The sequence below is a fragment of the Rhodococcus sp. Z6_132 genome (assembly GCF_058133635.1).
Genome location: NZ_JBYUNP010000001.1, coordinates 154,846 through 181,206 on the forward strand (window position 1 = coordinate 154,846; position 26,361 = coordinate 181,206).

Sequence of the window (26,361 nt, forward strand, 5' to 3'; positions counted from 1 at the left end):
TCGTCTGTCGATCATTTCTGCTGGTCAGTGCCCGACGAGTCGACCACAGGCGGTGCGGCCACGCGCGACGAGCACGGGGGGCGATCTCACGTCTGCCGCTCCCGCGGCGTCTACTGGACGTGGCCATGAGACCTTTCGAGCACGTCGTCCGCGAGCACGGCGCCACCGTGCTGCGGGTGTGTCGCGCCGTCCTCGGCCCCGACGAGGCCGAGGACGCCTGGTCGGAGACCTTCCTGGCCGCGCTGCGCGCCTACCCGCAGCTCCCCGAGGACGCCAACGTCCAGGCCTGGCTGGTGACCATCGCCAAGCGCAAGGCCATCGACGTGCACCGCACGCGCGCCCGCACCCCGCTGCCGGTGGCCGAGGTGCCGGAGGCGGCCGACCCGGCCCCGCACCCCGCGCACCGGGACGACGCGCTGTGGTCGGCGCTGGCGGCGCTGCCCCGCAAGCAGCGCGAGGCCATCGCGTACCACCACGTCGGTGGCCTGCCGTTCGCCGAGGTGGCCGTGCTGCTGGAGAACACCGAGAGCGCTGCCCGCCGCGCCGCGGCCGACGGCATGAAGACGCTGCGCGCCCGCTACCCACGAGGAGCCCGCCCATGACCAGCCCCGAGCCCGCTGCAGAGCTCTTCCCAGCCGCCGACGAGGCGCCCGCCCTGCACCGCCTCCGCACCCGGCTGGCCGCCGACGCCGACGCCGCCGGGCTGCTCGACCTCGCCTACCGCACGGTGGACAGCCCCGTCGGGTCGCTGCTGCTGGTGGCCACCGAGCAGGGCCTGGTGCGGGTCGCCTTCGCCGGTGAGGACCACGACGCGGTGCTCGCCGCACTCGCCACCCGCATCAGCCCTCGGGTGCTGCACGCACCTGCCCGGCTGGACCAGCCCGCCCGCGAGCTCGCCGAGTACTTCGCCGGGCAGCGGCAGACCTTCACGGTGCCGGTGGACCTGCGGCTCAGCTCCGGCTTCCGGCGCCAGGTGCTCGACCGGATGCGGGAGATCGCCTATGGACGCACCGCCAGCTACCGCGGTCTCGCCGTCGCGGCCGGCAGCCCCCGCGCGGTGCGCGCGGTGGGCAGCGCCTGCGCCACCAACCCCCTGCCGGTGGTGATCCCCTGCCACCGGGTGCTCCGGTCGGACGGCACCCTGGGCGGCTACCTCGGTGGGCTGGCCGCCAAGACCGCCCTGCTGGAGCTGGAGAGCGCGGGAGCCGCCGCGTGAGCGAGCTGTTCCCCCGCGTGCGCACCGAGGTGGCCCCCGGCGCGGTGCACGTGCCCGACTGGTTGGACCTCGCCGCGCAGCGCCGCCTGGTGCGCGCCTGCCGGGAGTGGTCGGCCGCCCCGGCGCCGATGCGCGCCGCCCGCACACCCGGCGGTGGCCAGATGAGCGTGCAGACGGTGTGCCTGGGCTGGCACTGGTCGCCCTACCGCTACACCCGCACCGCGGTGGACGTCGACGACGCCCCGGTGACGCCGTTCCCGGACTGGCTGGGCGAGCTGGGCCGGGAGGCGGTGGCCGCCGCGCACGGGCGGCCGGCCCCGGACTACCGGCCAGACGTGGCGCTGGTGAACTACTACGACGACACCGCCAAGATGGGGCTGCACCAGGACAAGGACGAGCGCGCCGACGACCCGGTGGTCAGCCTCAGCCTGGGCGACAGCGCCGTCTTCCGGTTCGGCAACACCGAGAACCGCAACCAGCCGTGGACCGACCTGGAGCTGCGATCGGGCGACCTGTTCGTCTTCGGCGGACCGTCCCGCTTCGCCTTTCACGGCGTGGTGCGCACCCTGCCCGGCAGCTGCGAGGTGCCCATCGGCCTGCCGCGGGGCCGGCTGAACATCACTCTGCGGGTGTCCGGCCTGGGCTGACCGGGCGGGGCCCAGCCGTGGGCTAGCGGGGGCCGAACTGGCGGTCGCCGGCGTCGCCCAGGCCCGGCACGATGTAGGCGTTCTCGTCCAGGTCCTCGTCGATGCTGGCGGTGATCAGCCGGATCGGCAGCCCGCTGTCCTCCAGCCGCTGCACTCCCTGGGGGGCGACCAGCGCGCACAGCACGGTGATGTCGGTGGCGCCGCGGCCGGTGAGCAGCTCCACGGTGCCCACCATCGACCCGCCGGTGGCCAGCATCGGGTCGAGCACGAACACCGGGGTGCTGGAGAGGTCGTCGGGCAGGGACTGCAGGTAGGTGACCGGCTGGTGGGTCTCCTCGTCCCGGGCCATGCCGACGAAGCCCATCTGCGCCTCCGGGATCAGCGCGTGCGCCTGCTCCACCATGCCCAGCCCGGCGCGCAGCACGGGGACCAGCAGCGGCGGCTTGGCCAGGGCGTACCCGGTGGTGGTGGTGAGCGGGGTCAGGACGTCGAACTCGCGGACCGGGGCGGTGCTGGTGGCCTCGTAGACCAGCATCTTGGTCAGCTCCCCCAGCGCTGCTCGGAAGCCCGCGTTGTCGGTGCGCGCGTCGCGCATCGTGGTGAGTCGAGCGGCGGCCAGCGGGTGGTCGAGCAGATGCACGTGCATGCGGGCAGGATATGCGGCGCGCCTGCCGGGCTCGCTGCCGCCGGTGCCGGCCTGCCTCTGCAACCGGCACACCCGGTCGCCACTAGGCTCGCCCCATGGCACAGGACATCGTTCCGGTCGAGCTCGGACTCACCGAGGGTGACGTGCTCACCCTCTGGGCGCCGCGCTGGCGGGAAGACGGCGAGGAGTGGGAAGCCTTCCTCGGGCACGGCGAGCACCTCTACTGCTTCGACGAGGTCGCCGAGCTGGCTGCCTTCATCCGGACGGTGGACGAGCACGACCTGGTGGAGCACCCGGCGTGGCCGGCAGTGACCAGCCTGGCCGTGGCCGAGCTGGAGCCGGACGAGGACCACCGCTACGACATCGTGGGGGTGCCCGAGCTGGCCGCCGGCGAGCCCGACGCCTGGACGGTGAACCAGCTCGACGACGTGCTGCAGATGGTCGGTGCGCTCGCCGAGGTCTGCGAGCTGGACAAGGTCACCGAGGTGCTGGACTCCACCGACGGCTTCGCCGCGCTGCCCGCCGGGCCCACGGCGTTCCTGGGCAAGGACGGCCGCAAGCTCTGGGACGACCTCGGCACCGTGCTGGCCGAGCGCTGGGACGACGTGCTCGACGCCCTGGACGGGCTGGTGTTCGTGCCTGAGGTGGACGAGGAGGCGCTGGAGACCGCGCGGGACGAGCTCCTCGCCGCCCAGCCCGACGACGACCCCGAGGAGACCGACGACCTCGACGTGGTGGACGAGGACGAGGAGCCCGACGCCGACGCGGCGCACGAGGACGGCTTCTGGGAGAACGTCGGCATCGACCCGATCACCATCATCACCAGCGGCGAGGAGCTGCACTCGCTGCGCTGCTACCTCGACGACAAGCCTCTCTTCCTCGGCAGCGGCGGCAAGATCGACGTCTTCACCTCCCCGCGGGCGCTGGCTCGGTTCCTCGCCGAGGACACCGACCACGACATGGCCGCGCTGAGCACCTTCGAGGAGGTGCAGCAGGCCGCCGTGGCCGGCGAGCTGGAGATCACCGTCTCCGACGACAACACCTACGTGCTGCCCGGCATCGCCGACGACATCGCCGACGGACCGAGCGCGGTCGACCCGGCGCAGCTGGAGCTGGCGGTGGAGCTGTTCACCGACGCCGCGGACGCCGCCGGGGACGACTCGGTGGACGTCGCGCTGGTGAGCTCCTCCCCGCTGGGCTGGTTCGTGGACTTCGTGCTCCGGCCCAACCCGACCCGGCTGGCCCCCAGCCCGCCCTTCGACGGCGAGGCGGCGGCCTGGCGCGAGCTGGAGGCCGGCTTCGACGACCGGCTTCGACGGCGATGACCACGCCGGCCGGGGAGGCGCTGCGGCTCGCGCCGAAGGTGCTGCTGCACGATCACCTCGACGGTGGCCTGCGCCCGGCCACCGTGCTCGACCTCGCTCGCGAGGGCGGCTACCGCGACCTGCCCGCCGACGACCCGGCGAGCCTGTCGCGCTGGTTCCGGGAGTCGGCGGACTCCGGGTCGCTGGAGCGGTACCTGGAGACGTTCACCCACACCGTCGGGGTGATGCAGAGCCGGTCCGCCCTGGTCCGCGTGGCCCGGGAGTGTGCCCTCGACCTGGCCGCCGACGGGGTGGTCTACGCCGAGTCCCGCTTCGCCCCCGAGCAGCACATGGAGGACGGCCTGAGCCTGGACGAGGTGGTCCAGGCGGTGCTCGACGGCTTCCGGGCGGGCATGGCCGAGGCGGCCGAGCTGGGTCACCCCATCCGCATCGGGGTGCTGGTCACCGCGATGCGCCACGCGGCTCGGTCGCGGGAGATCGCCGAGCTGGCCGTGCGCTTCCGCGACGACGGCGTGGTCGGCTTCGACATCGCCGGCGCCGAGGCGGGCTACCCACCCACCCGTCACCTGGACGCCTTCGAGTACCTGCGCCAGGCCAACGCACACTTCACCATCCACGCCGGCGAGGCCTTCGGGCTGCCGTCGATCCACCAGGCCATCCAGTGGTGCGGCGCCGAGCGGCTCGGCCACGGGGTGCGGATCACCGACGACATCACCTTCGCCGAGGACGGCACCGCGCAGCTGGGGCGGCTGGCGTCCTTCGTCCGGGACAAGCGGATCCCGCTGGAGCTGTGCCCGTCGTCGAACGTGCAGACCGGGGCGGTGGCCTCGCTGGCCGAGCACCCGTTCCGGCTGCTGGCCGACCTGCGCTTCCGCGTGACCGTGAACACCGACAACCGGCTGATGAGCGACTGCACCATGAGCTCGGAGATGGCCAAGCTGATGGAGACCTTCGGCTACGGCTGGACCGATCTGCAGCGGTTCACCATCAACGCGATGAAGTCCTCGTTCCTGCCGTTCGACCAACGGCTGGCCCTCATCGATGAGGTGATCAAGCCCGGCTACGCTGTGCTGGTCGGATAGGTCCAGGTCGTCCGGGCGGTCCTCCCCAACGGATTCGGCCAGAACCGACGGCTGATCTGTCTGGTTTCTCACACCGGCCCAGGCCAGTGTCGCGCAAGTTCACGTCCGGTTTACGATTCAGAAACGCACTGCTCTGCTCGACGTGCTCAAGCCTGAGTGCCTGGGTAGCTCGACGGAGGAGGACGGCAGGTGGCCGTCCCGAGCAGTACCTGGCCAAGTTGGAGGCGTTGCACGCGATGGTAAGCACAATGGCAGCACAGAGTGCCCCGCGCACTCGGTCGCTGTACAAGGGCGACCCAGGAATGTGGTCCTGGGTCGCACACCGCATCACGGGTGTGGCGACCTTTTTCTTCCTCTTCGTCCACGTTCTCGACACCGCGCTCGTCCGGGTCTCCCCGCACGACTACGACGTCATCATCGAGACGTACAAGAACCCCGTGGTCAACCTCATGGAGGTCGGGCTCGTCGGCGCGGTGCTGTACCACGCGCTCAACGGCGTGCGCATCGTCCTGGTGGACTTCTGGGAGAAGGGCCCGAAGTTCCAGCGCCTGATGCTCTGGATCATCCTCGCCGTCTGGATCGTCGTGATGATCCCCGGCACCTACTTCATGATGGAGCGCACCGTGCGTGACCTGTTCGGGGGTGCCTAACCATGGCCGCTACTGACCACAGCACGAGCGTTGCCGCCCCGCGTGCCCCGCACCCCGGCTACAAGCAGCACCGGCCGGCGAAGACCAACTTCGAGATGTACGGCTGGATCTTCCAGCGCGTGTCCGGCCTGGCCCTGCTGGTGCTGGTCCTGGGCCACCTGCTGATCATGAACGTTCTCGACGGCGGCGTGCACCGCATCAACTTCGCCTTCGTCGCCGGCCGCTGGTCCAGCCCCTTCTGGCAGACCTGGGACCTGCTGATGCTCTGGCTGGCCGAGCTGCACGGCGCCAACGGCCTGCGCATCGTCATCAACGACTACGCCCGCAAGGACTCCACGCGGTTCTGGCTGCAGACGCTGCTCGCAGTGTCCGTGGTGCTCGTCGTGGTGCTCGGCACGTACGTCATCTTCACCTTCGACCCCAACATCGCCTGAGGCGTGTGTTGCTTCACGCCGCCGGGACACGTCGCGCCGGCCCGATCTACAGCCAGGAGCTGAGCTGCTGATGCAGGAACACACTTACGACGTGGTCATCGTGGGCGCCGGCGGTGCCGGTATGCGCGCGGCCATCGAGTCGGGCCAGCGGGCACGCACCGCGGTCCTCACCAAGCTCTACCCCACCCGGTCCCACACCGGCGCGGCCCAGGGCGGCATGTGTGCCGCCCTGGCCAACGTCGAGGAGGACAACTGGGAGTGGCACACCTTTGACACCGTCAAGGGTGGCGACTACCTGGTGGACCAGGACGCCGCGGAGATCATGGCCAAGGAGGCCATCGACGCGGTGCTCGACCTGGAGAAGATGGGGCTGCCGTTCAACCGCACCCCCGAGGGCAAGATCGACCAGCGCCGCTTCGGTGGGCACACCCGCGACCACGGCAAGTCCGCGGTCCGCCGGGCCTGCTACGCCGCCGACCGCACCGGTCACATGATCCTGCAGACCCTCTACCAGCAGTGCGTCAAGCACGAGGTGGAGTTCTACAACGAGTTCTACGTCCTCGACATGTGTCTCACCGACACCCCCGAGGGCAAGGTCTGCACCGGCGTCATCGCCTACGAGCTGGCCACCGGCGAGCTGCACATCTTCTCCGCCAAGTCGGTCATCTTCGCCACCGGCGGCGCGGGCAAGATCTACAAGACCAGCTCCAACGCCCACACCCTCACCGGTGACGGCCTGGGCATCGTCTTCCGCAAGGGCCTGCCGCTGGAGGACATGGAGTTCTTCCAGTTCCACCCGACCGGCCTGGCCGGCCTCGGCATCCTCATCTCCGAGGCCGTGCGTGGTGAGGGCGGCATCCTGCGCAACGCCGACGGTGAGCGCTTCATGGAGCGCTACGCCCCCACCATCAAGGACCTGGCGCCCCGCGACATCGTGGCCCGCTCCATCGTCCTGGAGGTCCGCGAGGGCCGGGGCTGCGGACCGGACAAGGATTACGTGGTCCTGGACGTCACCCACCTCGGTGCCGACGTCCTCGAGGCCAAGCTGCCCGACATCACCGAGTTCTCCCGCACCTACCTCGGCGTCGACCCCGTCGTCGAGCCGGTGCCGGTGTTCCCCACCTGCCACTACGTCATGGGCGGCATCCCCACCAACGTTCGCGGTGAGGTCCTCTCGGACAACACCACGGTGGTCAAGGGCCTCTACGCCGCTGGTGAGTGCGCGTGCGTGTCGGTGCACGGCTCCAACCGCCTGGGCACCAACTCGCTGCTGGACATCAACGTCTTCGGTCGCCGCGCCGGCATCGCCGCCGCGGAGTACGCCAACGGCACGGTGCACACCGAGCTGCCCGAGGCGCCGTCGAAGATGGTCGAGGACTGGATGGCCCTCATCCTCTCCGAGCACGGTGACGAGCGGGTGGCCGACATCCGCATCGAGCTGCAGGCCTCGATGGACAGCAACGCCTCGGTGTACCGCACCGAGGAGTCGCTGAAGGAGGCGCTGGCCGACATCCGCAGGCTCAAGGAGCGCTACTCGCGGATCACGGTGCAGGACAAGGGCAAGCGGTACAACACCGACCTGCTCGAGGCGGTCGAGCTCGGCTTCCTGCTGGAGCTCGCCGAGATCACCGTGGTGGGCGCGCTCGCCCGCAAGGAGACCCGCGGCGGCCACGCTCGCGAGGACTACCAGGAGCGCGACGACGTGAACTTCATGCGTCACACCATGGCGTACAAGCTGGGCGACGACCTCATCTCCGACATTCGCCTGGACTACAAGCCGGTCGTGCAGACCCGCTACGAGCCGATGGAGCGTAAGTACTGATGGCTGCCACTGCAGAGAAGACCCACACGCAGCAGAGCTCCGGCCCCAAGCCGCCGCCCGTCTCCGAGGGCTCGACGATGGTGACGGTGAAGATCCGTCGCTTCGACGCCGACGCTCCCGACGACGCCCGCTGGGACAGCTTCCAGGTCCCTGCGCAGCGCACCGACCGGGTGCTCAACCTGCTGCACTACATCAAGTGGTACCTGGACGGGACGCTCACCTTCCGGCGCTCCTGCGCCCACGGTGTCTGCGGCTCCGACGCGGTGCGCATCAACGGCGTCAACCGTCTCGCCTGCAAGGTCCTGCTGCGGGACATGCTGGAGAAGGACGGCAAGGACACCACCATCACCATCGAGCCCATCCGCGGCCTGCCCGTGGAGAAGGACCTCGTGGTGGACATGGAGCCGTTCTTCGCGGCCTACCGCGCGGTCAAGCCGTTCCTCATCACCACCGGGAACGAGCCCACCCGCGAGCGCTACCAGTCGGCGGCTGACCGGGCCCGCTTCGACGACACCACCAAGTGCATCCTGTGCGCGGCATGCACCACGTCGTGCCCGGTGTACTGGTCCGACGGCAGCTACTTCGGCCCTGCCGCCATCGTCAACGCGCACCGGTTCATCTTCGACAGCCGCGACGAGGGCTCCTCCGAGCGCCTGGAGATCCTCAACGACGTCGACGGGGTGTGGCGCTGCCGCACCACCTTCAACTGCACCGACGCCTGCCCCCGTGGCATCCAGGTCACCAAGGCCATCCAGGAGGTCAAGCGGGCCCTGCTCTTCGCCCGCTGACACCCCTCAGCGCCACCAGGACCGCCCTGCTCCCCCACCCGGTGAGCAGGGCGGTCCTGTCTCGTGTGCGGGCTCCTCAGCGCCCGGCAGGGACCTGCGGGGCCTCGGCCGAGGCGGCGGTGCGCCGGGCGGCGAGCAGGCCCCGGATGCCGAGCACCCCGATGGCGGTCCCCAGCACCAGCGACGTCGCCACCAGCAGCGCGTGCACGACGAAGAACGGGGTGGCGCCACCGCCCAGCTCGGCGGCGGTGAAGGAGCGCTCGTCGGCCCAGATGTTGCGCAGGAAGCTGGGCCAGATGAACCAGCTCCAGACGCCGAACGCGAGCAGGAACAACGACCATCCACGAGTGAGCCTCATGGGCCCATTGTCCCAGCGCGAGCTCGGCTCAGCGGCGGCGGCCCAGCAGGGTGGCCAGCGCCGCACCCACGCCCACCAGCAGCACGCCCAGGCCCACCCCGGGGCCCCGGCGCACCTGCACCTGGGGGGCGATCACGGCGGGTCCGGGCACCGGCGTGGTGGCCAGCAGCACCTGGTTCTCCCGGGCGGTGGCCGCCCAGGCGGTGGCGAAGAGCACCAGCCGCGAGGTGACGTAGAAGAAGACCAGGATGCCGATGATCGGGCCGAAGGTGACACCGGCCGGCCCTCCCGTGACCTGCTGCAGGTAGAACACCCCCACCTGCTTGAACACCTCGAACGCCACGGCCGCCAGCAGGGCCGCCCGGATCGCGCTGCGCCAGGTGACCGGCTCGCGCGGCAGCCGGGCGATCACCCAGACGAACACCCCCCACGTCGCAGCCACGGACAGCACGATGGCCAGCAGCGCGGTGAGCAGGAAGATCCCCGGCGCGTCCTCCACCCCGAGCAGGCGCAGCACCACGGCGTAGCCGCCACCGCCCAGCGCCGACAGGCTCAGCGACACCACCAGCGCCAGGCCCAGGCCCACCAGCGCGCCCAGGTCGCCGACCTTGGTGCGCGCGAACGACTGCCGGTCGTGCTGGGTGTCCCACTGCTCGGTGAGCGCCTCGCGCAGGTTGGCCATCCAGCCCAGCCCCGCGTACAGCGCACCGAGCAGGCCGATCACCCCCACGGTGCCGCGGGAGGCCAGCGACTTGGTGATCAGCTCGTTGATGGTGGCGCCCAGCGAGCCGGGCACGCTGCGGGTGATCGACTCCTGCAGCTCCACCAGCAGGTCGGGGCGGTCGGCCAGGACGAAGGCAGCCACCGCGAAGCCGACCATGGCCAGCGGGAACAAGGCCAGCACGCTGAAGTAGGTGATCGCCGCGGCGTAGAAGTCACCCTTCTGCGCCTTGTACCGCAGCCCCGTGCGCACCGCGTGGTCCAGCCAGGGACGGTCCTGCCGCTCGCGCTGCAGCCGGGCCACCAGCGCGCTCTGCCGCCCCGCTCCCCCCTCGGTGGCCACTGCCTAGCGGGCCGGGGGCAGGAAGCCGACGCGGTCGTAGACGTCGCGGACGGTGGCCGAGGCGACCTCGCGGGCCCGGCGCGCACCCGCAGCGAGGATGCGGTCCAGCTCGGCCGGATCGTCCAGGTAGCCCTGCACCGCGGCCTGGAAGGGCTCCACGAACTCGGTGAGCACGGTGGCCACGTCCACCTTGAGGTCGCCGTAGCCCTTGTCCGCGTAGCTCGTCTCCAGGTCGGCGATCGACTGCCCGGACAGCGCAGAGTGGATGGTCAGCAGGTTGCTGACGCCGGGCTTGCTCGCCACGTCGTAGCGGATCTCGCGCTCGTCGTCGGTGACCGCCGAGCGCACCTTCTTGGCCGACTTCTTCACCGGGTCGAGCAGGTCCACGATGCCGGCCGGGCTGGAGGCCGACTTGCTCATCTTCGCCGTGGGGTTCTGCAGGTCGTAGATCTTGGCGACGTCCTTGATGATGTGCGGCTCCGGCACCACGAAGGTGGTGCCGTAGCGGGTGTTGAAGCGGGCCGCCAGGTCACGGGTGAGCTCCAGGTGCTGGCGCTGGTCCTCGCCCACGGGCACCCGGTCGGCCTGGTACAGCAGGATGTCGGCGGCCATCAGGATGGGGTAGGTGAACAGGCCCACCGAGGAGCGGTCGTGACCGAAGCGCTGCGACTTGTCCTTGAACTGCGTCATCCGGCTGGCCTCGCCGAAGCCGGTGAGGCAGCTGAGCACCCAGGTCAGCTCGGTGTGCTCGGGCACGTGGCTCTGCACGAACAGCGACGCCCGCGCCGGGTCGATGCCCAGCGCCAGGATCTGCGCCGCGGCCACCCGGGTGCGCTGGCGCAGCACCTGCGGGTCCTGCTCGACGGTGATGGCGTGCAGGTCCACCACGCAGTAGAAGGCGTCGTGGTCGTCCTGCAGCGGGGCCCACTGCCGCAGCGCACCCAGGTAGTTGCCCAGGTGGAAGGAGTCAGCCGTCGGCTGGATGCCGGACAGCACGCGCGGGACTCCGCTGGTGGGTGCAGGGGTGGACATGGGTGGTGATCCTCTCACGCAGGTGGAGCGGCCAGGAGCTTTCGGTCGGCCCGCTAGGAGGCCCAGCGGTAGCCGACGGTGACGGGGGCGTGGTCGGACCAGCGCAGCGCGTGCTCGGCGGCACGCTCCACGCGGGCCCAGGCCACGGTGTCGGCCAGCGCACGGGTGGCCAGCTGGTAGTCGATGCGCCAGCCGGCGTCGTTGTCGAAGGCACGGCCGCGGTAGGACCACCACGTGTAGGGGCCGGGCACCCCGGGGTGCTGCGCGCGCACCACGTCCACCCAGCCCCCCGCCGGGGACAGCACCCGGTCCATCCACTCCCGCTCGTGCGGCAGGAAGCCGGAGGACTTGCGGTTGCCCTTCCAGTTCTTCAGGTCGCTCTCGGTGTGCGCGATGTTCCAGTCGCCACACACCACCGCAGCGCCGTCGGCCAGGCTCGCCAGGTAGGGCTCGAAGTCGGCCATGAACCGCTCCTTCTCCTCCTGCCGCGGGGTGCCGACCTCGCCGGAGGGCAGGTAGAGGCTGGCCACGGTGACGACCCCGTCCGCGGTGGCCAGGTCCACCTCCAGGTAGCGGCCGCAGTCCTCGAACTCCGGGGCACCGAAGCCCACCCGTACCGCCTTGGGCTGGCTGCGGGTGAGCACCGCGACTCCGTTGCGGCCCTTGAGTGCCGGCTCGGCCGACTCCAGGTGCCAGCCGGCGTCCAGCGCCGGGGCGAGGGCCTTGCGCAGCTGGGTGTCGTCGGCGCGGGTCTCCTGCAGGCAGACCGCGTCCACCGTGGTCTCGGCCAGCCAGGCCAGCAGGCCCTTGCCGGCAGCGGCGCGGACGCCGTTGACGTTGACGCTGGAGACGCTCAGGTGGGGGCTAGCGATGCTTGGCAGGGGTGGGGCGCTCACTGGAGGCAGCGTAGTGCTGGCGGGTGGCCGGCTCGACGCTGGGCTGGCGGCGCCGGGGCAGCGGCTCGCCGGTCAGCTCGGCCACTCGGTCGCGCAGCTCGTCGTTCTCCTGCACCAGGCGGGACAGCTCCAGCCGGTGCTGGGCCCGCAGCTGGAGCAGCTGCTCGTAGACGTGGTCGAGGAAGGCGTCCACCTCGTGCTCGTGGTAGCCCCGCTGCCCCCACGGGGCGCGGTCGAAGGTGACGTCGCGAACCTCGTCCGGAGTCAGACCCATCGTGGGCGCCTCTCTGTGGGTGGGACAGTGCCTGGTGCGAGGAGAAGTGGTGCGGGAGGCCATGGTGACACGACCGCGGCCCGGCCACGCCAGAGGCGGGACCGGGCCGCGGTCGTGTCAGCCGCGCAGGTAGCCGGAGGCTACTTCTGCATCGCGGCGCTGAGGTTCTCGTCCAGCGCGGCGAGGAACTTCTCGGTGGACAGGTACGGCGCGTCCTTGGAGATGAGCAGCGCCAGGTCCTTGGTCATCTTGCCGCTCTCGACGGTCTCGACGCAGACGCGCTCGAGGGTCTCGGCGAACTGGGTGACCTCGGGGGTGTTGTCCAGCTTGCCGCGGTGCTTGAGGCCACCGGTCCAGGCGAAGATCGACGCGATCGGGTTGGTCGAGGTCTCCTTGCCGGCCTGGTGCTGGCGGTAGTGCCGGGTGACGGTGCCGTGCGCGGCCTCCGCCTCGACGGTCTTGCCGTCCGGGGTCATCAGCACCGAGGTCATCAGGCCGAGCGAGCCGAAGCCCTGGGCCACGGTGTCCGACTGCACGTCACCGTCGTAGTTCTTGCAGGCCCAGACGTAGCCGCCCTCCCACTTCATGGCGGCGGCGACCATGTCGTCGATCAGGCGGTGCTCGTAGGTGAGCCCGGCCTTGTCGAAGTCAGCCTTGAACTCGTCCTCGTAGATGCGCTGGAAGATGTCCTTGAACGCACCGTCGTAGGCCTTGAGGATGGTGTTCTTGGTGGAGAGGTACACGGGGTAGTTCCGCTGCAGGCCGTAGGACAGCGAGGCCCGCGCGAAGTCCTCGATGGACTTGGTGAAGTTGTACATGCCCATGACGACGCCGCCGTCCTCGGGCATCTGCACCACCTCGTGCTCGATCGGCTCGGAGCCGTCGGAGGGGGTGTAGGTGATGGTGACGGTGCCGGGCCCGGGGACCTTGAAGTTGGTCGACTTGTACTGGTCGCCGTGGGCGTGGCGGCCGATGATGATCGGCTTGGTCCAGCCCGGGACCAGGCGCGGCACGTTGCTGCAGATGATCGGCTCACGGAAGACCACGCCGCCGAGGATGTTGCGGATGGTGCCGTTGGGCGAGACCCACATCTTCTTCAGGCCGAACTCCTCCACCCGCGCCTCGTCGGGGGTGATGGTGGCGCACTTGACGCCGACGCCGTGCTTCTTGATGGCGTTGGCCGCGTCCACGGTCACCTGGTCGTCCGTGGCGTCCCGGTGCTCGATGCCCAGGTCGTAGTACTCCAGGTCGATGTCCAGGTACGGGTGGATCAGCTTGTCCTTGATGAACTGCCAGATGATGCGGGTCATCTCGTCGCCGTCGAGCTCGACGACGGTGCCCTGAACCTTGATCTTGCTCATGCGGTGGGTCTCTCCTCTCGCTCCTCGCCGGGCCTCACGCACCTGTGCGATTGACGTGACCCAAGCAAGACGAGCGTACTGGTACGGGGGCTGACACGGTCCGTGAGCCTCAGCAGGCACGCTACTGCGCCGGCCCTGCTCAGGCAGCGCGACCCTGGTGGTCACGATCACCGTTGGTCCTCCGCAGTTGCTAGCGTCGAGCCCTGCCCGCCATCGGTGTGCCAGAGCGTTCCTCGCCCTCGGCGCTGAACTCGTGAGGAGCCAGTCGTGAGCAACACCCCCGTGAAGGTGGCCGTCACCGGTGCCGCCGGCCAGATCGGCTACCAGCTGCTCTTCCGCATCGCCAGCGGGGCCATGCTCGGCCCGGACACCCCTGTGGCACTGCGCCTGCTGGAGATCCCCGACGCCGTGGGCGCCGCCGAGGGCGTGGCCATGGAGCTGGAGGACTGCGCCTTCCCGCTGCTGCGCGGCGTGGACATCTCCGACGACGCCAACGAGTCCTTCGCCGGGGTCAACGTGGCCATGCTGGTGGGCTCGCGCCCGCGCACCAAGGGCATGGAGCGCGGCGACCTGCTCTCCGCCAACGGCGCCATCTTCACCAAGCAGGGCCGCGCGCTCAACGACAACGCCGCCGACGACCTGCGGGTGCTGGTGATCGGCAACCCCGCCAACACCAACGCCCTCATCGCGATGAGCAACGCCCCGGACGTGCCGGACGAGCGGTTCACCGCGATGACCCGGCTGGACCACAACCGGGCCATCGCCCAGCTGGCCAAGAAGACCGGCGTCCCGGTGCTGGACATCGCCAAGATGTCCATCTGGGGCAACCACTCCGCCACCCAGTACCCCGACCTGTTCCACGCCGAGGTGGACGGCAAGATCGCCGCCGAGGTGGTCAACGACCAGCAGTGGCTGGAGAGCGAGTTCCTGCCCACCGTGCAGAAGCGCGGCGCGGCCATCATCGAGGCCCGCGGGTCGTCCTCGGCCGCCTCGGCCGCCTCGGCCGGCATCGACCACGTGCACGACTGGGTGCACGGCACCCAGGCCGGCGACTGGGTGTCCATGGCGGTGCCCTCCGACGGCTCCTACGGCGTCCCGGAGGGGCTCATCTCGTCCTTCCCGGTGACCTGCTCGGGCGGGCGCTACGAGATCGTCCAGGGCCTGGAGATCGACGCCTTCTCCCGCGGCAAGATCGACGCCTCCGTCGCCGAGCTCACCGAGGAGCGCGACACCGTCCGCGAGCAGGGCCTGCTGGGCTGAGCCCCGCCCACCCCACACCTGTTACGCGCGAGACGACGGCTCCGCTAACATCTCTGCCAGGTCATGAGTGCCAGCGCGTAGCCCCGGCTTGCTGGACGGCAACCCTCCAACCGCGGTGGGGTGCCCCGGGTGATGACCGGGTCGATCGGAGCAACGTCCGGTCGTCAAGCGCGGGCCCGTCGCACGACTGGCCCCCCGTCTGTCGGAGGTCTCGCCATGTGTAGCGACTGTTGACCACCCAGGAGATCGCCCGCGGCCCGCTGGCCGCGCATCCCTTCCCCCACCGGGCGTGGACGACGCCCGCACCTTCTTGGAGCTGACTGACCCGATGAGCGACCCCACGACTTCCGATCCCGCTGCTTCCTGGAGCTTCGAGACCAAGCAGATCCACGCGGGCCAGGCCCCCGACCCCACCACCGGGGCCGTCGCGCTGCCGATCTACCAGACCACCGCCTACGCCTTCCGCGACACCGACCACGCGGCGGCGCTGTTCGCCCTGGCCGAGCCGGGCAACATCTACAGCCGCATCATGAACCCCACCAACGACGTGGTGGAGCAGCGGCTGGCCGCCCTCGAGGGCGGTGTGGCCGCGCTGCTGGTGGCCTCCGGCCAGGCCGCCACCACCTACGCGCTGCTCAACGTCGCCGAGTCCGGTGACCACGTGGTGGCCAGCCCGAGCCTCTACGGCGGCACCTACAACCTGTTCACCCAGACGCTGCCCAAGCTCGGCGTGCAGGTGTCCTTCGTCAGCGACCCGGACGACCTCGAGGAGTGGCGGGCCGCCATCCAGCCCAACACCAAGGCGTTCTTCGGCGAGACCATCGCCAACCCGCGCAACGACGTCCTCGACGTCCCCGGCGTGGCCGAGGTCGCCCACGCCGCTGGCATCCCGCTGATCGTGGACAACACCGTCGCCACGCCGTTCCTGATCCAGCCGCTGGCCCTGGGCGCCGACGTGGTGGTGCACTCGGCCACCAAGTACCTGGGCGGCACCGGCACCACCATCGCCGGCGCGGTCGTGGACGGCGGCACGTTCGACTGGACCAGCGGCCGCTTCCCCGGCTTCACCACCCCCGACCCCAGCTACAACGGCGTGGTCTTCGCCGACCTGGGCGCCCCGGCCTACGCGCTGAAGATGCGCGTGCAGCTGCTCCGCGACATGGGTGCAGCGCTGTCGCCGTTCAACGCCTGGCTGATCAACCAGGGCCTGCAGACGCTCAGCCTGCGCATGGAGCGGCACGTGGCCAACGCCCAGCAGGTGGCCGAGTTCCTCTCCGCCCGCGAGGACGTGGAGTCGGTGGCCTACGCCGGCCTGCCCAGCTCGCCGTGGTTCGACCGCGCCCAGAAGCTGCTGCCCAAGGGCGCCGGCGCGGTGCTGGCCTTCGAGATCGCCGGTGGCGTGGAGGCGGGCAAGCGCTTCGTCAACGCGCTGCAGCTGCACAGCCACGTGGCCAACATCGGCGACGTCCGCTCGCTGGTCATCCACCCGGCCTCCACCACGCACGCCCAGCTCTCCCCGGAGGAGCAGCTCTCCGCAGGCGTCACGCCGGGCCTGGTGCGCCTGGCGGTCGGCATCGAAGGTATCGAGGACATCCTGGGTGACCTGCGGACCGGGTTCGAAGCAGCAGCACAGGCGTGAGCTTGCTGCACGACGAGCACCCGTCGGCCTCCCGTCCGGCCGGTGCCACCCTTGCCGGGGCGCTGCGTCCGGACGGGGCGCTGACGACGGTCGACCTCGGCCCGCTGACGCTGGAGAGCGGCGTCGAGCTGGCCGAGGTGACCGTGGCCCTGCAGAGCTGGGGCACCCTGAACGCCACCGCCAGCAACGCCGTGCTGGTGCTGCACGCCCTCACCGGTGACTCCCACGTCACCGGCCCGGTCAGCCCGGAGCACCCCTCCCCCGGGTGGTGGAGCGGGTTGGTCGGGCCCGGCGCGGCGCTGGACACCGACGAGTGGTGCGTCATCGCCCCCAACGTGCTGGGCGGCTGCCGGGGCACCACCGGACCGTCCTCCCTCGCACCGGACGGCAAGGCGTGGGGCTCGCGCTTCCCCGCCATCACCATCCGCGACCAGGTGGCCATGGAGGCTGCCCTGGCCGACCGGCTGGGCGTCCCCCGCTTCGCCGCGGTGATGGGTGGCTCCATGGGGGGGATGCGCGCCCTGGAGTGGGTGGTGGGCCACCCCGACCGAGTGGGCGCGGCGCTGGTGCTGGCCACCGGGGCACGGGCCACCGCCGACCAGATCGGCACCCAGTCCGCCCAGATCCTGGCCATCACCTCCGACCCGGACTGGCAGGGCGGGGACTACCACGGCACCGGCCGCAGCCCGCGCACCGGTCTGGGCCTGGCCCGGCGCATCGCGCACCTCAGCTACCGCGCCGAGCACGAGCTGGACAGCCGCTTCGCCAACCTGCCCCAGGAGGGGGAGGACCCCGCCGAGGGTGGGCGCTACGCGGTGCAGAGCTACCTCGACCACCAGGCCGCCAAGCTGGTGCAGCGCTTCGACGCCGGCAGCTACGTGCGGCTGACCGACTCGATGAACTCCTACGACGTGGGTCGCGGCCGGGGTGGGGTGGCCGCGGCGCTGCGCGGCGTGCGCCGACCGGTGGTGGTCGGCGGCATCGACTCCGACCGGCTCTACCCGCTGCGGCTGCAGGCCGAGCTGGCCGAGGGGCTGCCCACCTGCGACCGGCTGCGGGTGATCACCTCGGAGTTCGGCCACGACGGGTTCCTGCTGGAGGCCGATGCGGTCAGCGAGCTCATCCAGGAGACCCTGGCGCGCTCCGCGGACTAGCCCTGGGCGGCGCTAGACCGTGCCCAGCGCATCGATCGAGCCGGCCAGGGCGAGCACGGCCACGCCGAACGCCGCGTAGGTGAGCACGTCCACCGGGCGCTGGCGCACGGCCAGCAGGCCCACCTGGTCGTCGCGCAGCACGGCCCGCAGCGCGGCGCCCACCAGCATGGCCGCACCCAGCACGATGGCCCCGCGGCGCCAGCGGTCGGTGAGCACGAACCCGCCGGCGACCAGCACCATCAGCACCACGGTCACGAACGGCCAGTGCAGGGTGCGCAGCCGCGCCGCGAGCGCCATCAGCCGCGCTGCGAGGCCAGGATCGCCTCGGCCCGCTCGACCACGTTGACCAGCAGCATGGCGCGGGTCATCAGGCCCACGCCGCCGGGGTTGGGCGAGAGGAAGCCGGCGACCTCGGCCACGTCCTTGGCGACGTCGCCCACCAGGCCGGCCTCGGTGCGGGTGACCCCCACGTCCAGCACGGCCGCGCCGGGGCGGACCATGTCCGCGGTGACCAGCCCGGGCACCCCGGCGGCCGCCACCACGATGTCGGCACGGGAGACCTCTGCGGCCAGGTCGCGGGTTCCGGTGTGGCACAGGGTGACGGTGGCGTTCTCGGTGCGTCGGGTGAGCAGCAGCCCCAGCGGACGGCCGACGGTGATGCCGCGCCCGACCACCACCACCTTGGCGCCGTCGATCGGCACGTCGTAGCGGCGCAGCAGCGCCACGATGCCGCGCGGGGTGCACGGCAGCGGGGCGGGCTCGCCGAGCACCAGCCGGCCCAGGTTCACCGGGTGCAGGCCGTCGGCGTCCTTGAGCGGGTCCATCCGCTCCAGCGTGCGCACCTCGTCGAGGTGCCGGGGCAGCGGCAGCTGCACGATGTAGCCGGTGCACTCGGGGTTGGCGTTGAGCTCCTCCACCGTCTCCAGCAGCTGCTCCTGGCTGACGTCGGCGGGCAGGTCCCGGCGCAGCGAGGTGATGCCCACCCGCGCGCAGTCGGCGTGCTTGCCCTTGACGTAGGCGTGCGAGCCCGGGTCGTCGCCCACGAGCACGGTCCCCAGCCCGGGGGTGATGCCCGCCTCGATGAGCCCCTGCACCCGGGTCTGCAGGTCCGCGTAGATCGCGTCGCGGGTGGTCTTGCCGTCCAGAAGGGTTGCCGTCACGCGCTCAGTGTTCCAGAACGCGTGCGGCACAGGTCTCAGGGACCTGGGGCGGCGGCCAGCTACTGCTGCAGGTCGACGCGCAGGCCGTGCGCAGCGGCGAAGGACAGCGCCTGCACGGGCTCCACCTGCACCCCGGTGAGCCGTGCGCCCACCCAGAGGTCGGCGTCCACCCGCGCGCCGCGCAGGTCCGCCTCCTCCAGCCGGGCACCCGAGGTGCGCGCCCCGCTGAGGTCGGCGCCCCGCAGCACCGCCTTGCGCAGGTCGGTGCCCACCAGGTTGGCCTCCCGCAGCCGCGCGGCCGTGAGGTCCACCCCGCGCAGGTCCGCCTGGCCCAGCGAGGTCAGCGACAGGTCGACCTCCTCGAGCACCAGCGGCCGCAGCCGGGCCCGCTCGAACACCGAGCCCATCAGGGTGCAGAAGCGAAAAGTACTGTGGTACAGGCTTGCCCGGGTGAAGTTGCACGACCGGAAGGCCGAGCCCAGGTGCACGGAGTCGCGCAGGTCGGCGCCGGTGAAGTCGCAGCCGGTGAAGGTCACGTTCTCGGTGCGCAACCCGCTGAGGTCGGCGTCGACGAAGCTGCAGTCGGTGTAGCTGCGCCGGGTCCAGCGCTCGTTCGCCAGCACCGTGTCCGCGAAGCTCTCCCCGATGAGCTCGGCGCCATCCTGCTCGTCGTGCGCGGACGTCTCGTCGTTCGGCCCAGCGGCCACGTGGTCCTCCTCCGATCGGCGCCCGGGTTCTCCCGCCGCCCGGCGATCCTGCCCCATCGACGGGCGAGCGCCGCACCCGCCGTCACCCCGCTGGTGACAGCTCACGAGCGCCCCACGCTCAGACCGGAACCCACCATCGGGGTGTGGCACTCTCAGGCCTCGGTGCGGTGCACGGCGCCGGGAGCGGGAGAAGCAGATGAGCGTGGACGTCGACGTGATCGTGGTGGGTGCCGGCCTGGCCGGGCTGGTGGCCACCTACGAGCTGACCAGGGCCGGGCGCACCGTCACCGTGGTGGAGCAGGAGAACCGGGCGAACCTGGGCGCGCAGGCGTTCTGGTCCCTCGGTGGGCTGTTCCTGGTGGACAGCCCCGAGCAGCGCCGCCTGGGCATCAAGGACTCCTACGAGCTGGCGCTACAGGACTGGATGGGCACCGCCGCCTTCGACCGCCCCGAGGACTTCTGGCCGCGGCAGTGGGCGCAGGCGTACGTGGAGTTCGCGGCCGGCGACAAGCGCGCGTACCTGCACGAGCTGGGCCTGCGGCTGATGCCCACGGTGGGCTGGGCCGAGCGCGGCAGCGGCACGGCCACCGGGCACGGCAACTCCGTGCCCCGCTTCCACCTCACCTGGGGCACCGGCCCCGAGGTGGTGCGGGTGTTCCTGGAGCGGGTGCTCGACGCCGAGCGCGCCGGGCTGGTCACCTTCTGCCACCGCCACCAGGTGGACGAGGTGCTGGTCAGCGACGGCCGTGCCTGCGGGGTGCGGGGCACCGTGCTGGAGGCCTCCGAGCAGCCGCGCGGGGTGGCGTCCTCGCGCACCGCGGTGGGTGAGTTCGAGCTGCACGCCCAGGCCGTGGTGGTCACCTCCGGCGGCATCGGCGCCAATGCCGAGCTGGTGCGCAAGAACTGGCCGCAGCGCCTGGGCGCGGCGCCCCAGCACATGCTCACCGGGGTGCCCGCGCACGTGGACGGGCGGATGCTGGAGATCACCGAGAACGCCGGCGCCAACCTGGTCAACCGAGACCGGATGTGGCACTACACCGAGGGCATCACCAACTGGGACCCCATCTGGCCCAACCACGGCATCCGCATCCTGCCCGGTCCGTCCTCGCTGTGGCTGGACGCCACCGGCACCCGGTTGCCCACGCCGTTGTTCCCTGGTTTCGACACGATGTCCACCCTCAGCCACATCCTCACCACCGGCCACGAGCACACCTGGTTCCTGCTGGACCAGTCGATCATCGAGAAGGAGTTCGCGCTGTCGGGCTCCGAGCAGAACCCCGACATCACCAGCAAGAGCCTGAAGATGGCGCTGAGCCGGGTGAAGAAGGGTGCGCCGCCGCCCATCGAGGCGTTCAAGCAGCACGGTGTGGACTTCGTGGTGCGCGACACCCTGCGCGAGCTGGTGGCCGGGATGAACGAGCTGACCGAGACGCCGCTGCTGGACTTCGACCACATCGAGCGGCAGGTGCTGGCCCACGACCGCGAGCTGGCCAACCGCTTCGGCAAGGACCTGCAGATCGCCGCCATCCGCGCCGCCCGCAGCTACCTCAGCGACCGGATCACCCGGGTGGTCAAGCCGCACGCGCTGCTCGACCCGGCGCACGGCCCGCTGATCGCGGTGCGGCTGCACCTGCTCACCCGCAAGACGCTGGGCGGGCTGGAGACCAACCTGGACTCGCAGGTGATGCGCGGCGACGGCAGCGCCTTCGACGGCCTGTACGCCGCCGGGGAGGTCGCCGGCTTCGGTGGTGGCGGGGTGCACGGCTACAACGCGCTGGAGGGCACCTTCCTGGGCGGGTGCATCTTCTCCGGCCGCGCCGCCGGGCGGGCACTGGCCCGTGACCTGGGCTAGCGGAAGTCGCGGCTGGTGGAGGCGACGCGCAGGTCCATCCGCTGCACGTGCTCGGCCACCACGGTCACCGCCCCCTCGGCGTTCTGCACCACGCCCCGGATCAGCAGCGCCGGCGCCGAGCGCACCACCCGGCGGTAGCGGGCCCACAGCCCCGGCGAGCACACGATGTTCACCATGCCGGTCTCGTCCTCCAGGTTGAGGAAGGTGACGCCGCTGGCCGTGGCCGGGCGCTGGCGGTGGGTGACCGCCCCGCCCACCAGCACCCGGCTGCCGTCGCGGACCCCGGTGAGCAGCTCCGCCGCGGGAACCACCCCCAGCCGCTCCAGCTGCGGGCGCAGGAACTGGGTGGGGTAGCTGTCCGGCGAGACCCCGGTGGCCCACACGTCGGCCACCGCCAGCTCCACCTCGCTCATGCCCGGCAGCGTCGGCGCGGTGGTGCCCACCCCGGTGCCGGGCAGCCGGTCGTACCGCTCGGCGGCGGCCGCTCCCGCCGCCCACAGGGCCTCCCGGCGCTGCAGGTCGAAGCAGCCCAGCGCCCCGGCGGTGGCCAGCGCCTCGGTCTGCGCCACGCTCAGCCCCACCCGGCGGGTGAGGTCGAGCAGGCTGGTGAACGGTCCGTGGGCGTCGCGCTCGGCGGTGATCCGCTCGGCCGTGGGGGTGCCCACGCTGCGCACCGCGCCCAGGCCCAGGCGCACCGCGGGGGTGCGGTCGTCGTCGCTGAGCGGCTCCAGGGTGGGGTGCGTGCAGCTGCGGTTGACGTCCGGGCCGTGCACCACCACCCCGTGGCGGCGGGCGTCGGCCACCAGCGACTGCGGGGAGTAGAAGCCCATCGGCTGGGCCCGCAGCAGGGCCGCGCAGAACGCCGCCGGGTGGTGCAGCTTGAACCACGCCGAGTAGAAGACCAGCGAGGCGAAGCTCAGCGAGTGGCTCTCCGGGAAACCGAAGTTGGCGAAGGCGAACAGCTTCTCGAAGATCCGGTCGGCCACCTCGCCGGTGATGCCGTTGGTCTCCTGCAGACCCCGGTAGAAGCGTGCCCGCAGCCGCTGCATCTTCTCCGGCGAGCGCTTGGAGCCCATCGCCCGGCGCAGCTCGTCGGCCTCGGCCCCGGTGAAGCCGGCACAGTCCACCGCCAGCTGCATCAGCTGCTCCTGGAACAGCGGCACCCCCAGGGTCTTGGCCAGCGCCCGCTCCATGGAGGGGTGCTCGTAGGTGACCGGCTCCAGCCCGTTGCGGCGCCGGATGAACGGGTGCACCGAGCCACCCTGGATGGGGCCGGGCCGGATGAGGGCCACCTCCACCACCAGGTCGTAGAACACCCGGGGCTTCAGCCGCGGCAGGGTGGCCATCTGCGCCCGCGACTCCACCTGGAACACCCCGATGGTGTCGGCTCGCTGCAGCATCTCGTAGACCGCCGGCTCGCCGAGGTCGAGGTGGGCCAGGTCCACCTGGATCCCCTCGTGGGCGGCCACGAAGTCGATGGCGTAGTGCAGCGCGGAGAGCATGCCCAGCCCGAGCAGGTCGAACTTCACCAGCCCCACCGCGGCGCAGTCGTCCTTGTCCCACTGCAGCACGCTGCGGTCGGCCATCCGCGCCCACTCCACCGGGCACACGTCGGCGATGGGCCGGTCGCAGATCACCATGCCCCCGGAGTGGATGCCCAGGTGCCGCGGGAAGTCCTCCAGCTGGGCGGCCAGTGCCAGCACCGGCTCGGGGATGTCGTGCTCCTGCTCCTGCGGGGACTTGTCCTGGGCGCTCGGCCCGACCAGCGGCCCCCAGCGGTCGATCTGCTTGCCCCACGCGTCCTGCTGCCCCTGGGAGTAGCCCAGCGCCTTGGCCATGTCGCGCACCGCGGAGCGACCGCGGTAGGTGATGACGTTGGCGACCTGCGCGGCGTGGCTGCGGCCGTAGCGGCCGTAGACGTACTGGATGGCCTCCTCCCGGCGGTCGGACTCGATGTCCACGTCGATGTCCGGCGGGCCGTCGCGCTCCGGGGACAGGAACCGCTCGAACAGCAGCCCGTTGGCCACCGCGTCCACCGCGGTGACGCCCAGGGCGTAGCAGACCGCGGAGTTGGCTGCCGAGCCCCGGCCCTGGCAGAGGATGCCGCTGCGCCGGCAGAAGCTGACGATGTCGTGCACCACCAGGAAGTAGCCGGGAAAGCTCAGCTCGCCGATGACGGTGAGCTCGCGCTCTATCTGGGCGTAGGCGGCGGGGTTGGCCGCCGGGGGGCCGTAGCGCTCGGCGGCCCCCCGCAGGGTGAGCTCGCGCAGCCAGGACTGCTCGGTGTGCCCGGCCGGCACGGCGAAGGGCGGCAGCTGCGGGGCGACCAGGCGCAGGTCGAAGGCGCACTCCCGGCCCAGCTCGGCGGCGGTGGGCACCGCTGCCGGGTGCCGCGCGAAGCGGGCGGCCAGCTCGGCGCCGGAGCGCAGGTGCGCGCCCCCGGCCGGGGGCAGCCAGCCCGCGGCGTCGTCCAGGCTGCGCCGGGCCCGCACCGCGGCCATCGCCGCGGCCAGGCGGTGCCGCGACGGGGTGGCGAAGTGCGCGGCCGTGCTGGCCACCACCCGCAGCCGGCGGCGCTGGGCCAGCTCGGCCAGCACGTCGTTGCGCTCGTCGTCGGTGGGCAGGCCCTGGTGGGTGAGCTCCACCGCCACGTGCTCGGCGCCGAAGCGCTCCACCAGCTCGGCCAGCGCCGCCTCGGCCGCCTCGGGTCCCCCGGTGCTCAGCGCCTGGCGCACCGCGCCCTTGCGGCAGCCGGTGAGCACCTGCCAGTGCCCGCCGGCGGCCGCGCTGAGCTGGTCCAGGTCGTAGCTGGGGCGGCCCTTCTCCCCACCGGCGAGGTGCGCGGCGGAAATCTCCCGGGACAGCCGCCGGTAGCCCTCCTGCCCCCGGGCGAGCACCAGCAGGTGGGTGCCCTCCGGGTCGGCCACCCCGTTCTGCGGCCCGCTCAGCCCCAGGCTCAGCTCGGCGCCGAACACGGTGCGCACGTTGAGCTCTCGTGCCGCCTCGGCGAAGCGCACCACTCCGTAGAGGCCGTCGTGGTCGGTGAGCGCGATGGCCTCCAGGCCCAGCCGGGCTGCCTCCTCCACCAGCTCCTCGGGCTGGCTGGCGCCGTCGAGGAAGCTGAACGAGGAGTGCGCGTGCAGCTCGGCGAAGGGCGTGGGGGCAGGCCCGGCGCGGCGGGGGGCCGGAGGCGGCTGGTAGCTGGCGCGCTTGCGCGACCAGGCGGGGCTGTCGCTGCCGTCACCGGGGTGCTGCGCCTCGTGCCGCGGCCGGCCGGAGAGCACCCGCTCCAGCTCCGCCCACGGCACCGGCGGGTTGCCGAAGCCCATCGCGCCACCTCCCGCGTTCGAACACTTGTTCTACTCGCAGGCGAGGGTGGCCGTCAAGGCGCGCTAGCCGGAGGGGCGGGAGGACACCCGTCCGTGCGCCCGCGCCAGCACCGACTCCCGCAGGGCCACCCGGGAGCGCTTGCCGGTGGCCGTGGTGGGCAGGAGGTCGTACTCCAGCAGCGTGCGCGGCACCTTGTACGGCGTGAGCCGGTCCCGGCAGTGGCTGGTGAGCTCAGCGGGGTCCAGCCGCCAGCCGGCCCGCGGCACCACGCAGGCCACCAGCTTCTCGCCCTGGCGCTCGTCGGGCACCCCCAGCACCGCCACGTCGGCCACGCCGTCGTGCTCCAGCAGCACCTGCTCCACCTCGCGGGGGTAGATGTTGAAGCCGCTGACCACCACGGTGTCCTTGGCCCGGGAGACCACGTGCAGGCGGCCCTCGGAGTCCAGCCGCCCCACGTCCCCGGTGTCCAGCCACCCCTGCGGGCGCAGCACCAGTGCCGTCTCGGCCGCGTCGTGCAGGTAGCCGCTCATCACGTTGTAGCCGCGCACCAGCACGCGGCCGTCCGCCCCGTGCACCGGCCGCCCCGCGTCGTCCACCACGGCCACCTCCACGCCGGGCAGCGGCGTGAGCCCCGCGGCGGCACCCTCCTCGGCCACGCCCACGGTGGCCACCGCCACGCTGCCGCACGCCTCGGTGAGCCCGTAGCCGCTCACCAGCGTGGTGATGCCCAGGGAGGTGCACAGCGCCTGCATCCGGTCCACCGACACGTCCGCGCCCCCGGTGATGGCCAGCCGCGTCACCCCGGTGAGGTCGGCCCCGGCGGTGGCCAGGTCGTGGAAGATCGTGGGTGGCCCGAGCACCACCGAGACGCCCTCCCGCTGCAGGATCTCGGCGAGGTGCCCGCGGTCGTGCGGCGACACCAGCCGCACCGCCGCACCCTGGACCAGCGCCAGCAGCAGCACCCCGTTGAAGCCGAAGGAGTGCGCCAGCGGCACCGCGCCGAGCAGGACGTCGGTGGCGGTGACCCCGACTGCCGCGGCCATGTCGGTGTAGCAGCGCACCAGCTGGCCGTGGGTCATCGGCACGTGCTTGGGGGTGCCGGTGGTCCCGGAGGTGGGCAGCACCACCGCCACGGCCTCGGGCGAGACCGCCACCGGCTCGGCCACGGCGCAGCCGTCGGCGGCGCCCTGCAGGCCGGCCAAGGTGTGCACCTCCACGTCGGGCTCCCAGTCCCGCTGCTCGGAGAGCACCAGCCGGGGTGCGACGCGGTCGAGCACCAGCCGCCGCTCGCGGCTCGACGCCGCGTGGCCGACCGGCACCAGGACGGCACCGGCGAAGACGACGCCGAGCGCCACCTCCACCCAGGACACCGAGCTGCGCCCGCACACCACCACGGCGTCCCCCGCCCGCACGCCCCGGGCGGCGAGCGCGGTGGCGACCTGCCCGGCCCGCTCGGCCAGCGCTGCGTACGTGCGGCTGCGGTCGGTGTCGCGCACGGCCAGCCGCGTCCCGTGCGTGACGGCACGCCGTCGGCACAGCTCGGGCAAGGTCGTCGCAACCGGCAGCAACGGGCTGGTCAGAGTCGGCCGACCCTCAGGACTCATGCCGGCATTGAATCACCCGAGGACGCAATCCACCCGGGCGACCGCCCGTGCGACGGCACGG

25 protein-coding genes and 1 riboswitch are annotated in these 26,361 nt (G+C 71.8%); of the genes, 13 read left to right on the forward strand and 12 right to left on the reverse strand.

Features of this window, described 5'->3' with window-relative positions:
* Nucleotides 1–125: 125 nt before the first annotated feature.
* The 3 genes from AC3YO9_RS00760 to AC3YO9_RS00770 are packed head-to-tail and all read left to right on the forward strand — an operon-like array spanning nt 126 to nt 1,863.
* The gene (locus AC3YO9_RS00760; protein WP_127783887.1) at nt 126–602 is read left to right on the forward strand and encodes an RNA polymerase sigma factor; all 477 of its coding nucleotides are present in this window, start codon (nt 126–128) and stop codon (nt 600–602) included.
* Nucleotides 599–1,216, forward strand: a complete 618-nt coding sequence (locus AC3YO9_RS00765; protein ID WP_489981839.1) for a methylated-DNA--[protein]-cysteine S-methyltransferase — start codon at nt 599–601, stop codon at nt 1,214–1,216. Before AC3YO9_RS00760 ends, AC3YO9_RS00765 begins: the two co-directional genes overlap by 4 nt.
* Nucleotides 1,213–1,863, forward strand: coding sequence for an alpha-ketoglutarate-dependent dioxygenase AlkB family protein (locus AC3YO9_RS00770; protein ID WP_489981840.1), 651 nt, complete (start codon nt 1,213–1,215; stop codon nt 1,861–1,863). Before AC3YO9_RS00765 ends, AC3YO9_RS00770 begins: the two co-directional genes overlap by 4 nt.
* Before the next feature lie 22 nt (nt 1,864–1,885).
* Here the strand turns inward: AC3YO9_RS00770 and upp are convergent, their stop codons facing one another.
* Nucleotides 1,886–2,509: a uracil phosphoribosyltransferase gene (gene upp, locus AC3YO9_RS00775; protein ID WP_127783890.1), complete on the reverse strand. Its 624-nt coding sequence runs from the start codon at nt 2,507–2,509 to the stop codon at nt 1,886–1,888.
* Between the two features lie 95 nt (nt 2,510–2,604).
* Between upp and AC3YO9_RS00780 the strand changes: the two genes are divergently transcribed.
* From AC3YO9_RS00780 to AC3YO9_RS00805, 6 genes are all read left to right on the forward strand, one after another.
* Nucleotides 2,605–3,834: a primosomal protein gene (locus tag AC3YO9_RS00780; protein WP_127783891.1), complete on the forward strand. Its 1,230-nt coding sequence runs from the start codon at nt 2,605–2,607 to the stop codon at nt 3,832–3,834.
* Nucleotides 3,831–4,916, forward strand: a complete 1,086-nt coding sequence (locus tag AC3YO9_RS00785; RefSeq protein WP_127783892.1) for an adenosine deaminase — start codon at nt 3,831–3,833, stop codon at nt 4,914–4,916. The genes AC3YO9_RS00780 and AC3YO9_RS00785 overlap by 4 nt, the downstream gene beginning before the upstream one ends.
* Nucleotides 4,917–5,152: 236 nt before the next feature.
* Nucleotides 5,153–5,566 carry a succinate dehydrogenase, cytochrome b556 subunit gene (gene sdhC, locus AC3YO9_RS00790; RefSeq protein WP_127783893.1) on the forward strand — a complete coding sequence of 138 codons (414 nt, stop codon included), beginning with the start codon at nt 5,153–5,155 and terminating at the stop codon, nt 5,564–5,566.
* A 2-nt stretch (nt 5,567–5,568) separates the two neighbouring features.
* Nucleotides 5,569–6,000, forward strand: a complete 432-nt coding sequence (locus AC3YO9_RS00795; RefSeq protein WP_127783894.1) for a succinate dehydrogenase hydrophobic membrane anchor subunit — start codon at nt 5,569–5,571, stop codon at nt 5,998–6,000.
* A 70-nt stretch (nt 6,001–6,070) separates the two neighbouring features.
* Complete coding sequence (gene sdhA, locus AC3YO9_RS00800) at nt 6,071–7,822, forward strand: succinate dehydrogenase flavoprotein subunit (RefSeq protein ID WP_489981841.1); 1,752 nt, start codon at nt 6,071–6,073, stop codon at nt 7,820–7,822.
* Complete coding sequence (locus AC3YO9_RS00805; RefSeq protein ID WP_127783896.1) at nt 7,822–8,610, forward strand: succinate dehydrogenase iron-sulfur subunit; 789 nt, start codon at nt 7,822–7,824, stop codon at nt 8,608–8,610. The genes sdhA and AC3YO9_RS00805 overlap by 1 nt, the downstream gene beginning before the upstream one ends.
* A gap of 76 nt (nt 8,611–8,686) precedes the next feature.
* On the opposite strand, the gene AC3YO9_RS00810 is transcribed toward AC3YO9_RS00805, so the two are convergent.
* The 6 genes from AC3YO9_RS00810 to AC3YO9_RS00835 all read right to left on the reverse strand — a co-directional run bounded on the left by AC3YO9_RS00810 (nt 8,687) and on the right by AC3YO9_RS00835 (nt 13,594).
* The gene (locus tag AC3YO9_RS00810) at nt 8,687–8,968 is read right to left on the reverse strand and encodes an SCO4848 family membrane protein (protein ID WP_489981842.1); all 282 of its coding nucleotides are present in this window, start codon (nt 8,966–8,968) and stop codon (nt 8,687–8,689) included.
* Between the two features lie 28 nt (nt 8,969–8,996).
* Nucleotides 8,997–10,031, reverse strand: a complete 1,035-nt coding sequence (gene yhjD / locus AC3YO9_RS00815) for an inner membrane protein YhjD (protein ID WP_489981843.1) — start codon at nt 10,029–10,031, stop codon at nt 8,997–8,999.
* 3 nt (nt 10,032–10,034) lie between these two features.
* Complete coding sequence (gene trpS / locus AC3YO9_RS00820) at nt 10,035–11,063, reverse strand: tryptophan--tRNA ligase (protein WP_489981844.1); 1,029 nt, start codon at nt 11,061–11,063, stop codon at nt 10,035–10,037.
* Nucleotides 11,064–11,116: 53 nt separating this feature from the next.
* Nucleotides 11,117–11,959, reverse strand: coding sequence for an exodeoxyribonuclease III (locus AC3YO9_RS00825; RefSeq protein ID WP_489981845.1), 843 nt, complete (start codon nt 11,957–11,959; stop codon nt 11,117–11,119).
* A complete protein-coding gene (locus AC3YO9_RS00830) occupies nt 11,928–12,233 on the reverse strand; it encodes a DivIVA domain-containing protein (RefSeq protein WP_127783899.1) in 306 nt (101 codons plus the stop codon). The genes AC3YO9_RS00825 and AC3YO9_RS00830 overlap by 32 nt, the downstream gene beginning before the upstream one ends.
* 140 nt (nt 12,234–12,373) lie before the next feature.
* Complete coding sequence (locus AC3YO9_RS00835; RefSeq protein WP_127783900.1) at nt 12,374–13,594, reverse strand: NADP-dependent isocitrate dehydrogenase; 1,221 nt, start codon at nt 13,592–13,594, stop codon at nt 12,374–12,376.
* Nucleotides 13,595–13,861: 267 nt separating this feature from the next.
* On the opposite strand from AC3YO9_RS00835, the gene AC3YO9_RS00840 reads away from it, so the two are divergent.
* The 3 genes from AC3YO9_RS00840 (at nt 13,862) to metX (ending at nt 17,647) form a co-directional block, all read left to right on the forward strand.
* Complete coding sequence (locus AC3YO9_RS00840) at nt 13,862–14,854, forward strand: malate dehydrogenase (protein ID WP_489981846.1); 993 nt, start codon at nt 13,862–13,864, stop codon at nt 14,852–14,854.
* A 59-nt stretch (nt 14,855–14,913) separates the two neighbouring features.
* A riboswitch (SAM riboswitch) is annotated at nt 14,914–15,031 on the forward strand.
* A gap of 151 nt (nt 15,032–15,182) precedes the next feature.
* Nucleotides 15,183–16,493, forward strand: a complete 1,311-nt coding sequence (locus AC3YO9_RS00845) for a bifunctional o-acetylhomoserine/o-acetylserine sulfhydrylase (RefSeq protein WP_127783902.1) — start codon at nt 15,183–15,185, stop codon at nt 16,491–16,493.
* Between the two features lie 62 nt (nt 16,494–16,555).
* Nucleotides 16,556–17,647, forward strand: a complete 1,092-nt coding sequence (metX, locus tag AC3YO9_RS00850) for a homoserine O-acetyltransferase MetX (protein WP_489982547.1) — start codon at nt 16,556–16,558, stop codon at nt 17,645–17,647.
* A 12-nt stretch (nt 17,648–17,659) separates the two neighbouring features.
* Here metX and AC3YO9_RS00855 read toward each other — a convergent pair whose 3' ends face one another.
* The 3 genes from AC3YO9_RS00855 to AC3YO9_RS00865 are packed head-to-tail and all read right to left on the reverse strand — an operon-like array spanning nt 17,660 to nt 19,514.
* Nucleotides 17,660–17,944 carry a DUF3017 domain-containing protein gene (locus AC3YO9_RS00855; RefSeq protein ID WP_127783903.1) on the reverse strand — a complete coding sequence of 95 codons (285 nt, stop codon included), beginning with the start codon at nt 17,942–17,944 and terminating at the stop codon, nt 17,660–17,662.
* A complete protein-coding gene (locus tag AC3YO9_RS00860) occupies nt 17,944–18,807 on the reverse strand; it encodes a bifunctional methylenetetrahydrofolate dehydrogenase/methenyltetrahydrofolate cyclohydrolase (RefSeq protein ID WP_489981847.1) in 864 nt (287 codons plus the stop codon). The genes AC3YO9_RS00855 and AC3YO9_RS00860 overlap by 1 nt, the downstream gene beginning before the upstream one ends.
* Before the next feature lie 59 nt (nt 18,808–18,866).
* Complete coding sequence (locus AC3YO9_RS00865) at nt 18,867–19,514, reverse strand: pentapeptide repeat-containing protein (RefSeq protein ID WP_489981848.1); 648 nt, start codon at nt 19,512–19,514, stop codon at nt 18,867–18,869.
* A gap of 196 nt (nt 19,515–19,710) precedes the next feature.
* On the opposite strand from AC3YO9_RS00865, the gene AC3YO9_RS00870 reads away from it, so the two are divergent.
* Complete coding sequence (locus AC3YO9_RS00870; protein WP_489981849.1) at nt 19,711–21,366, forward strand: FAD-binding dehydrogenase; 1,656 nt, start codon at nt 19,711–19,713, stop codon at nt 21,364–21,366.
* Here AC3YO9_RS00870 and AC3YO9_RS00875 read toward each other — a convergent pair.
* Nucleotides 21,363–24,695, reverse strand: a complete 3,333-nt coding sequence (locus AC3YO9_RS00875) for an error-prone DNA polymerase (RefSeq protein ID WP_489981850.1) — start codon at nt 24,693–24,695, stop codon at nt 21,363–21,365. The two genes, AC3YO9_RS00870 and AC3YO9_RS00875, sit on opposite strands and share 4 nt — an antisense overlap.
* A 63-nt stretch (nt 24,696–24,758) precedes the next feature.
* A complete protein-coding gene (locus AC3YO9_RS00880; protein WP_489981851.1) occupies nt 24,759–26,300 on the reverse strand; it encodes a class I adenylate-forming enzyme family protein in 1,542 nt (513 codons plus the stop codon).
* Nucleotides 26,301–26,361 lie beyond the last annotated feature (61 nt).

Coding starts and splice junctions, on each gene's coding strand:
- upp (WP_127783890.1), bottom strand. CDS start 2,509: ATGCACGTGCATCTGCTCGACCACCCGCTGGCCGCCGCTCGACTCACC.
- AC3YO9_RS00875 (WP_489981850.1), bottom strand. CDS start 24,695: ATGGGCTTCGGCAACCCGCCGGTGCCGTGGGCGGAGCTGGAGCGGGTG.
- AC3YO9_RS00855 (WP_127783903.1), bottom strand. CDS start 17,944: ATGGCGCTCGCGGCGCGGCTGCGCACCCTGCACTGGCCGTTCGTGACC.
- AC3YO9_RS00845 (WP_127783902.1), top strand. CDS start 15,183: ATGAGCGACCCCACGACTTCCGATCCCGCTGCTTCCTGGAGCTTCGAG.
- AC3YO9_RS00830 (WP_127783899.1), bottom strand. CDS start 12,233: ATGGGTCTGACTCCGGACGAGGTTCGCGACGTCACCTTCGACCGCGCC.
- AC3YO9_RS00810 (WP_489981842.1), bottom strand. CDS start 8,968: ATGAGGCTCACTCGTGGATGGTCGTTGTTCCTGCTCGCGTTCGGCGTC.
- AC3YO9_RS00805 (WP_127783896.1), top strand. CDS start 7,822: ATGGCTGCCACTGCAGAGAAGACCCACACGCAGCAGAGCTCCGGCCCC.
- AC3YO9_RS00765 (WP_489981839.1), top strand. CDS start 599: ATGACCAGCCCCGAGCCCGCTGCAGAGCTCTTCCCAGCCGCCGACGAG.
- trpS (WP_489981844.1), bottom strand. CDS start 11,063: ATGTCCACCCCTGCACCCACCAGCGGAGTCCCGCGCGTGCTGTCCGGC.
- AC3YO9_RS00780 (WP_127783891.1), top strand. CDS start 2,605: ATGGCACAGGACATCGTTCCGGTCGAGCTCGGACTCACCGAGGGTGAC.
- AC3YO9_RS00760 (WP_127783887.1), top strand. CDS start 126: ATGAGACCTTTCGAGCACGTCGTCCGCGAGCACGGCGCCACCGTGCTG.
- sdhA (WP_489981841.1), top strand. CDS start 6,071: ATGCAGGAACACACTTACGACGTGGTCATCGTGGGCGCCGGCGGTGCC.
- AC3YO9_RS00880 (WP_489981851.1), bottom strand. CDS start 26,300: ATGAGTCCTGAGGGTCGGCCGACTCTGACCAGCCCGTTGCTGCCGGTT.
- AC3YO9_RS00795 (WP_127783894.1), top strand. CDS start 5,569: ATGGCCGCTACTGACCACAGCACGAGCGTTGCCGCCCCGCGTGCCCCG.
- AC3YO9_RS00785 (WP_127783892.1), top strand. CDS start 3,831: ATGACCACGCCGGCCGGGGAGGCGCTGCGGCTCGCGCCGAAGGTGCTG.
- sdhC (WP_127783893.1), top strand. CDS start 5,153: ATGGTAAGCACAATGGCAGCACAGAGTGCCCCGCGCACTCGGTCGCTG.
- AC3YO9_RS00870 (WP_489981849.1), top strand. CDS start 19,711: ATGAGCGTGGACGTCGACGTGATCGTGGTGGGTGCCGGCCTGGCCGGG.
- AC3YO9_RS00835 (WP_127783900.1), bottom strand. CDS start 13,594: ATGAGCAAGATCAAGGTTCAGGGCACCGTCGTCGAGCTCGACGGCGAC.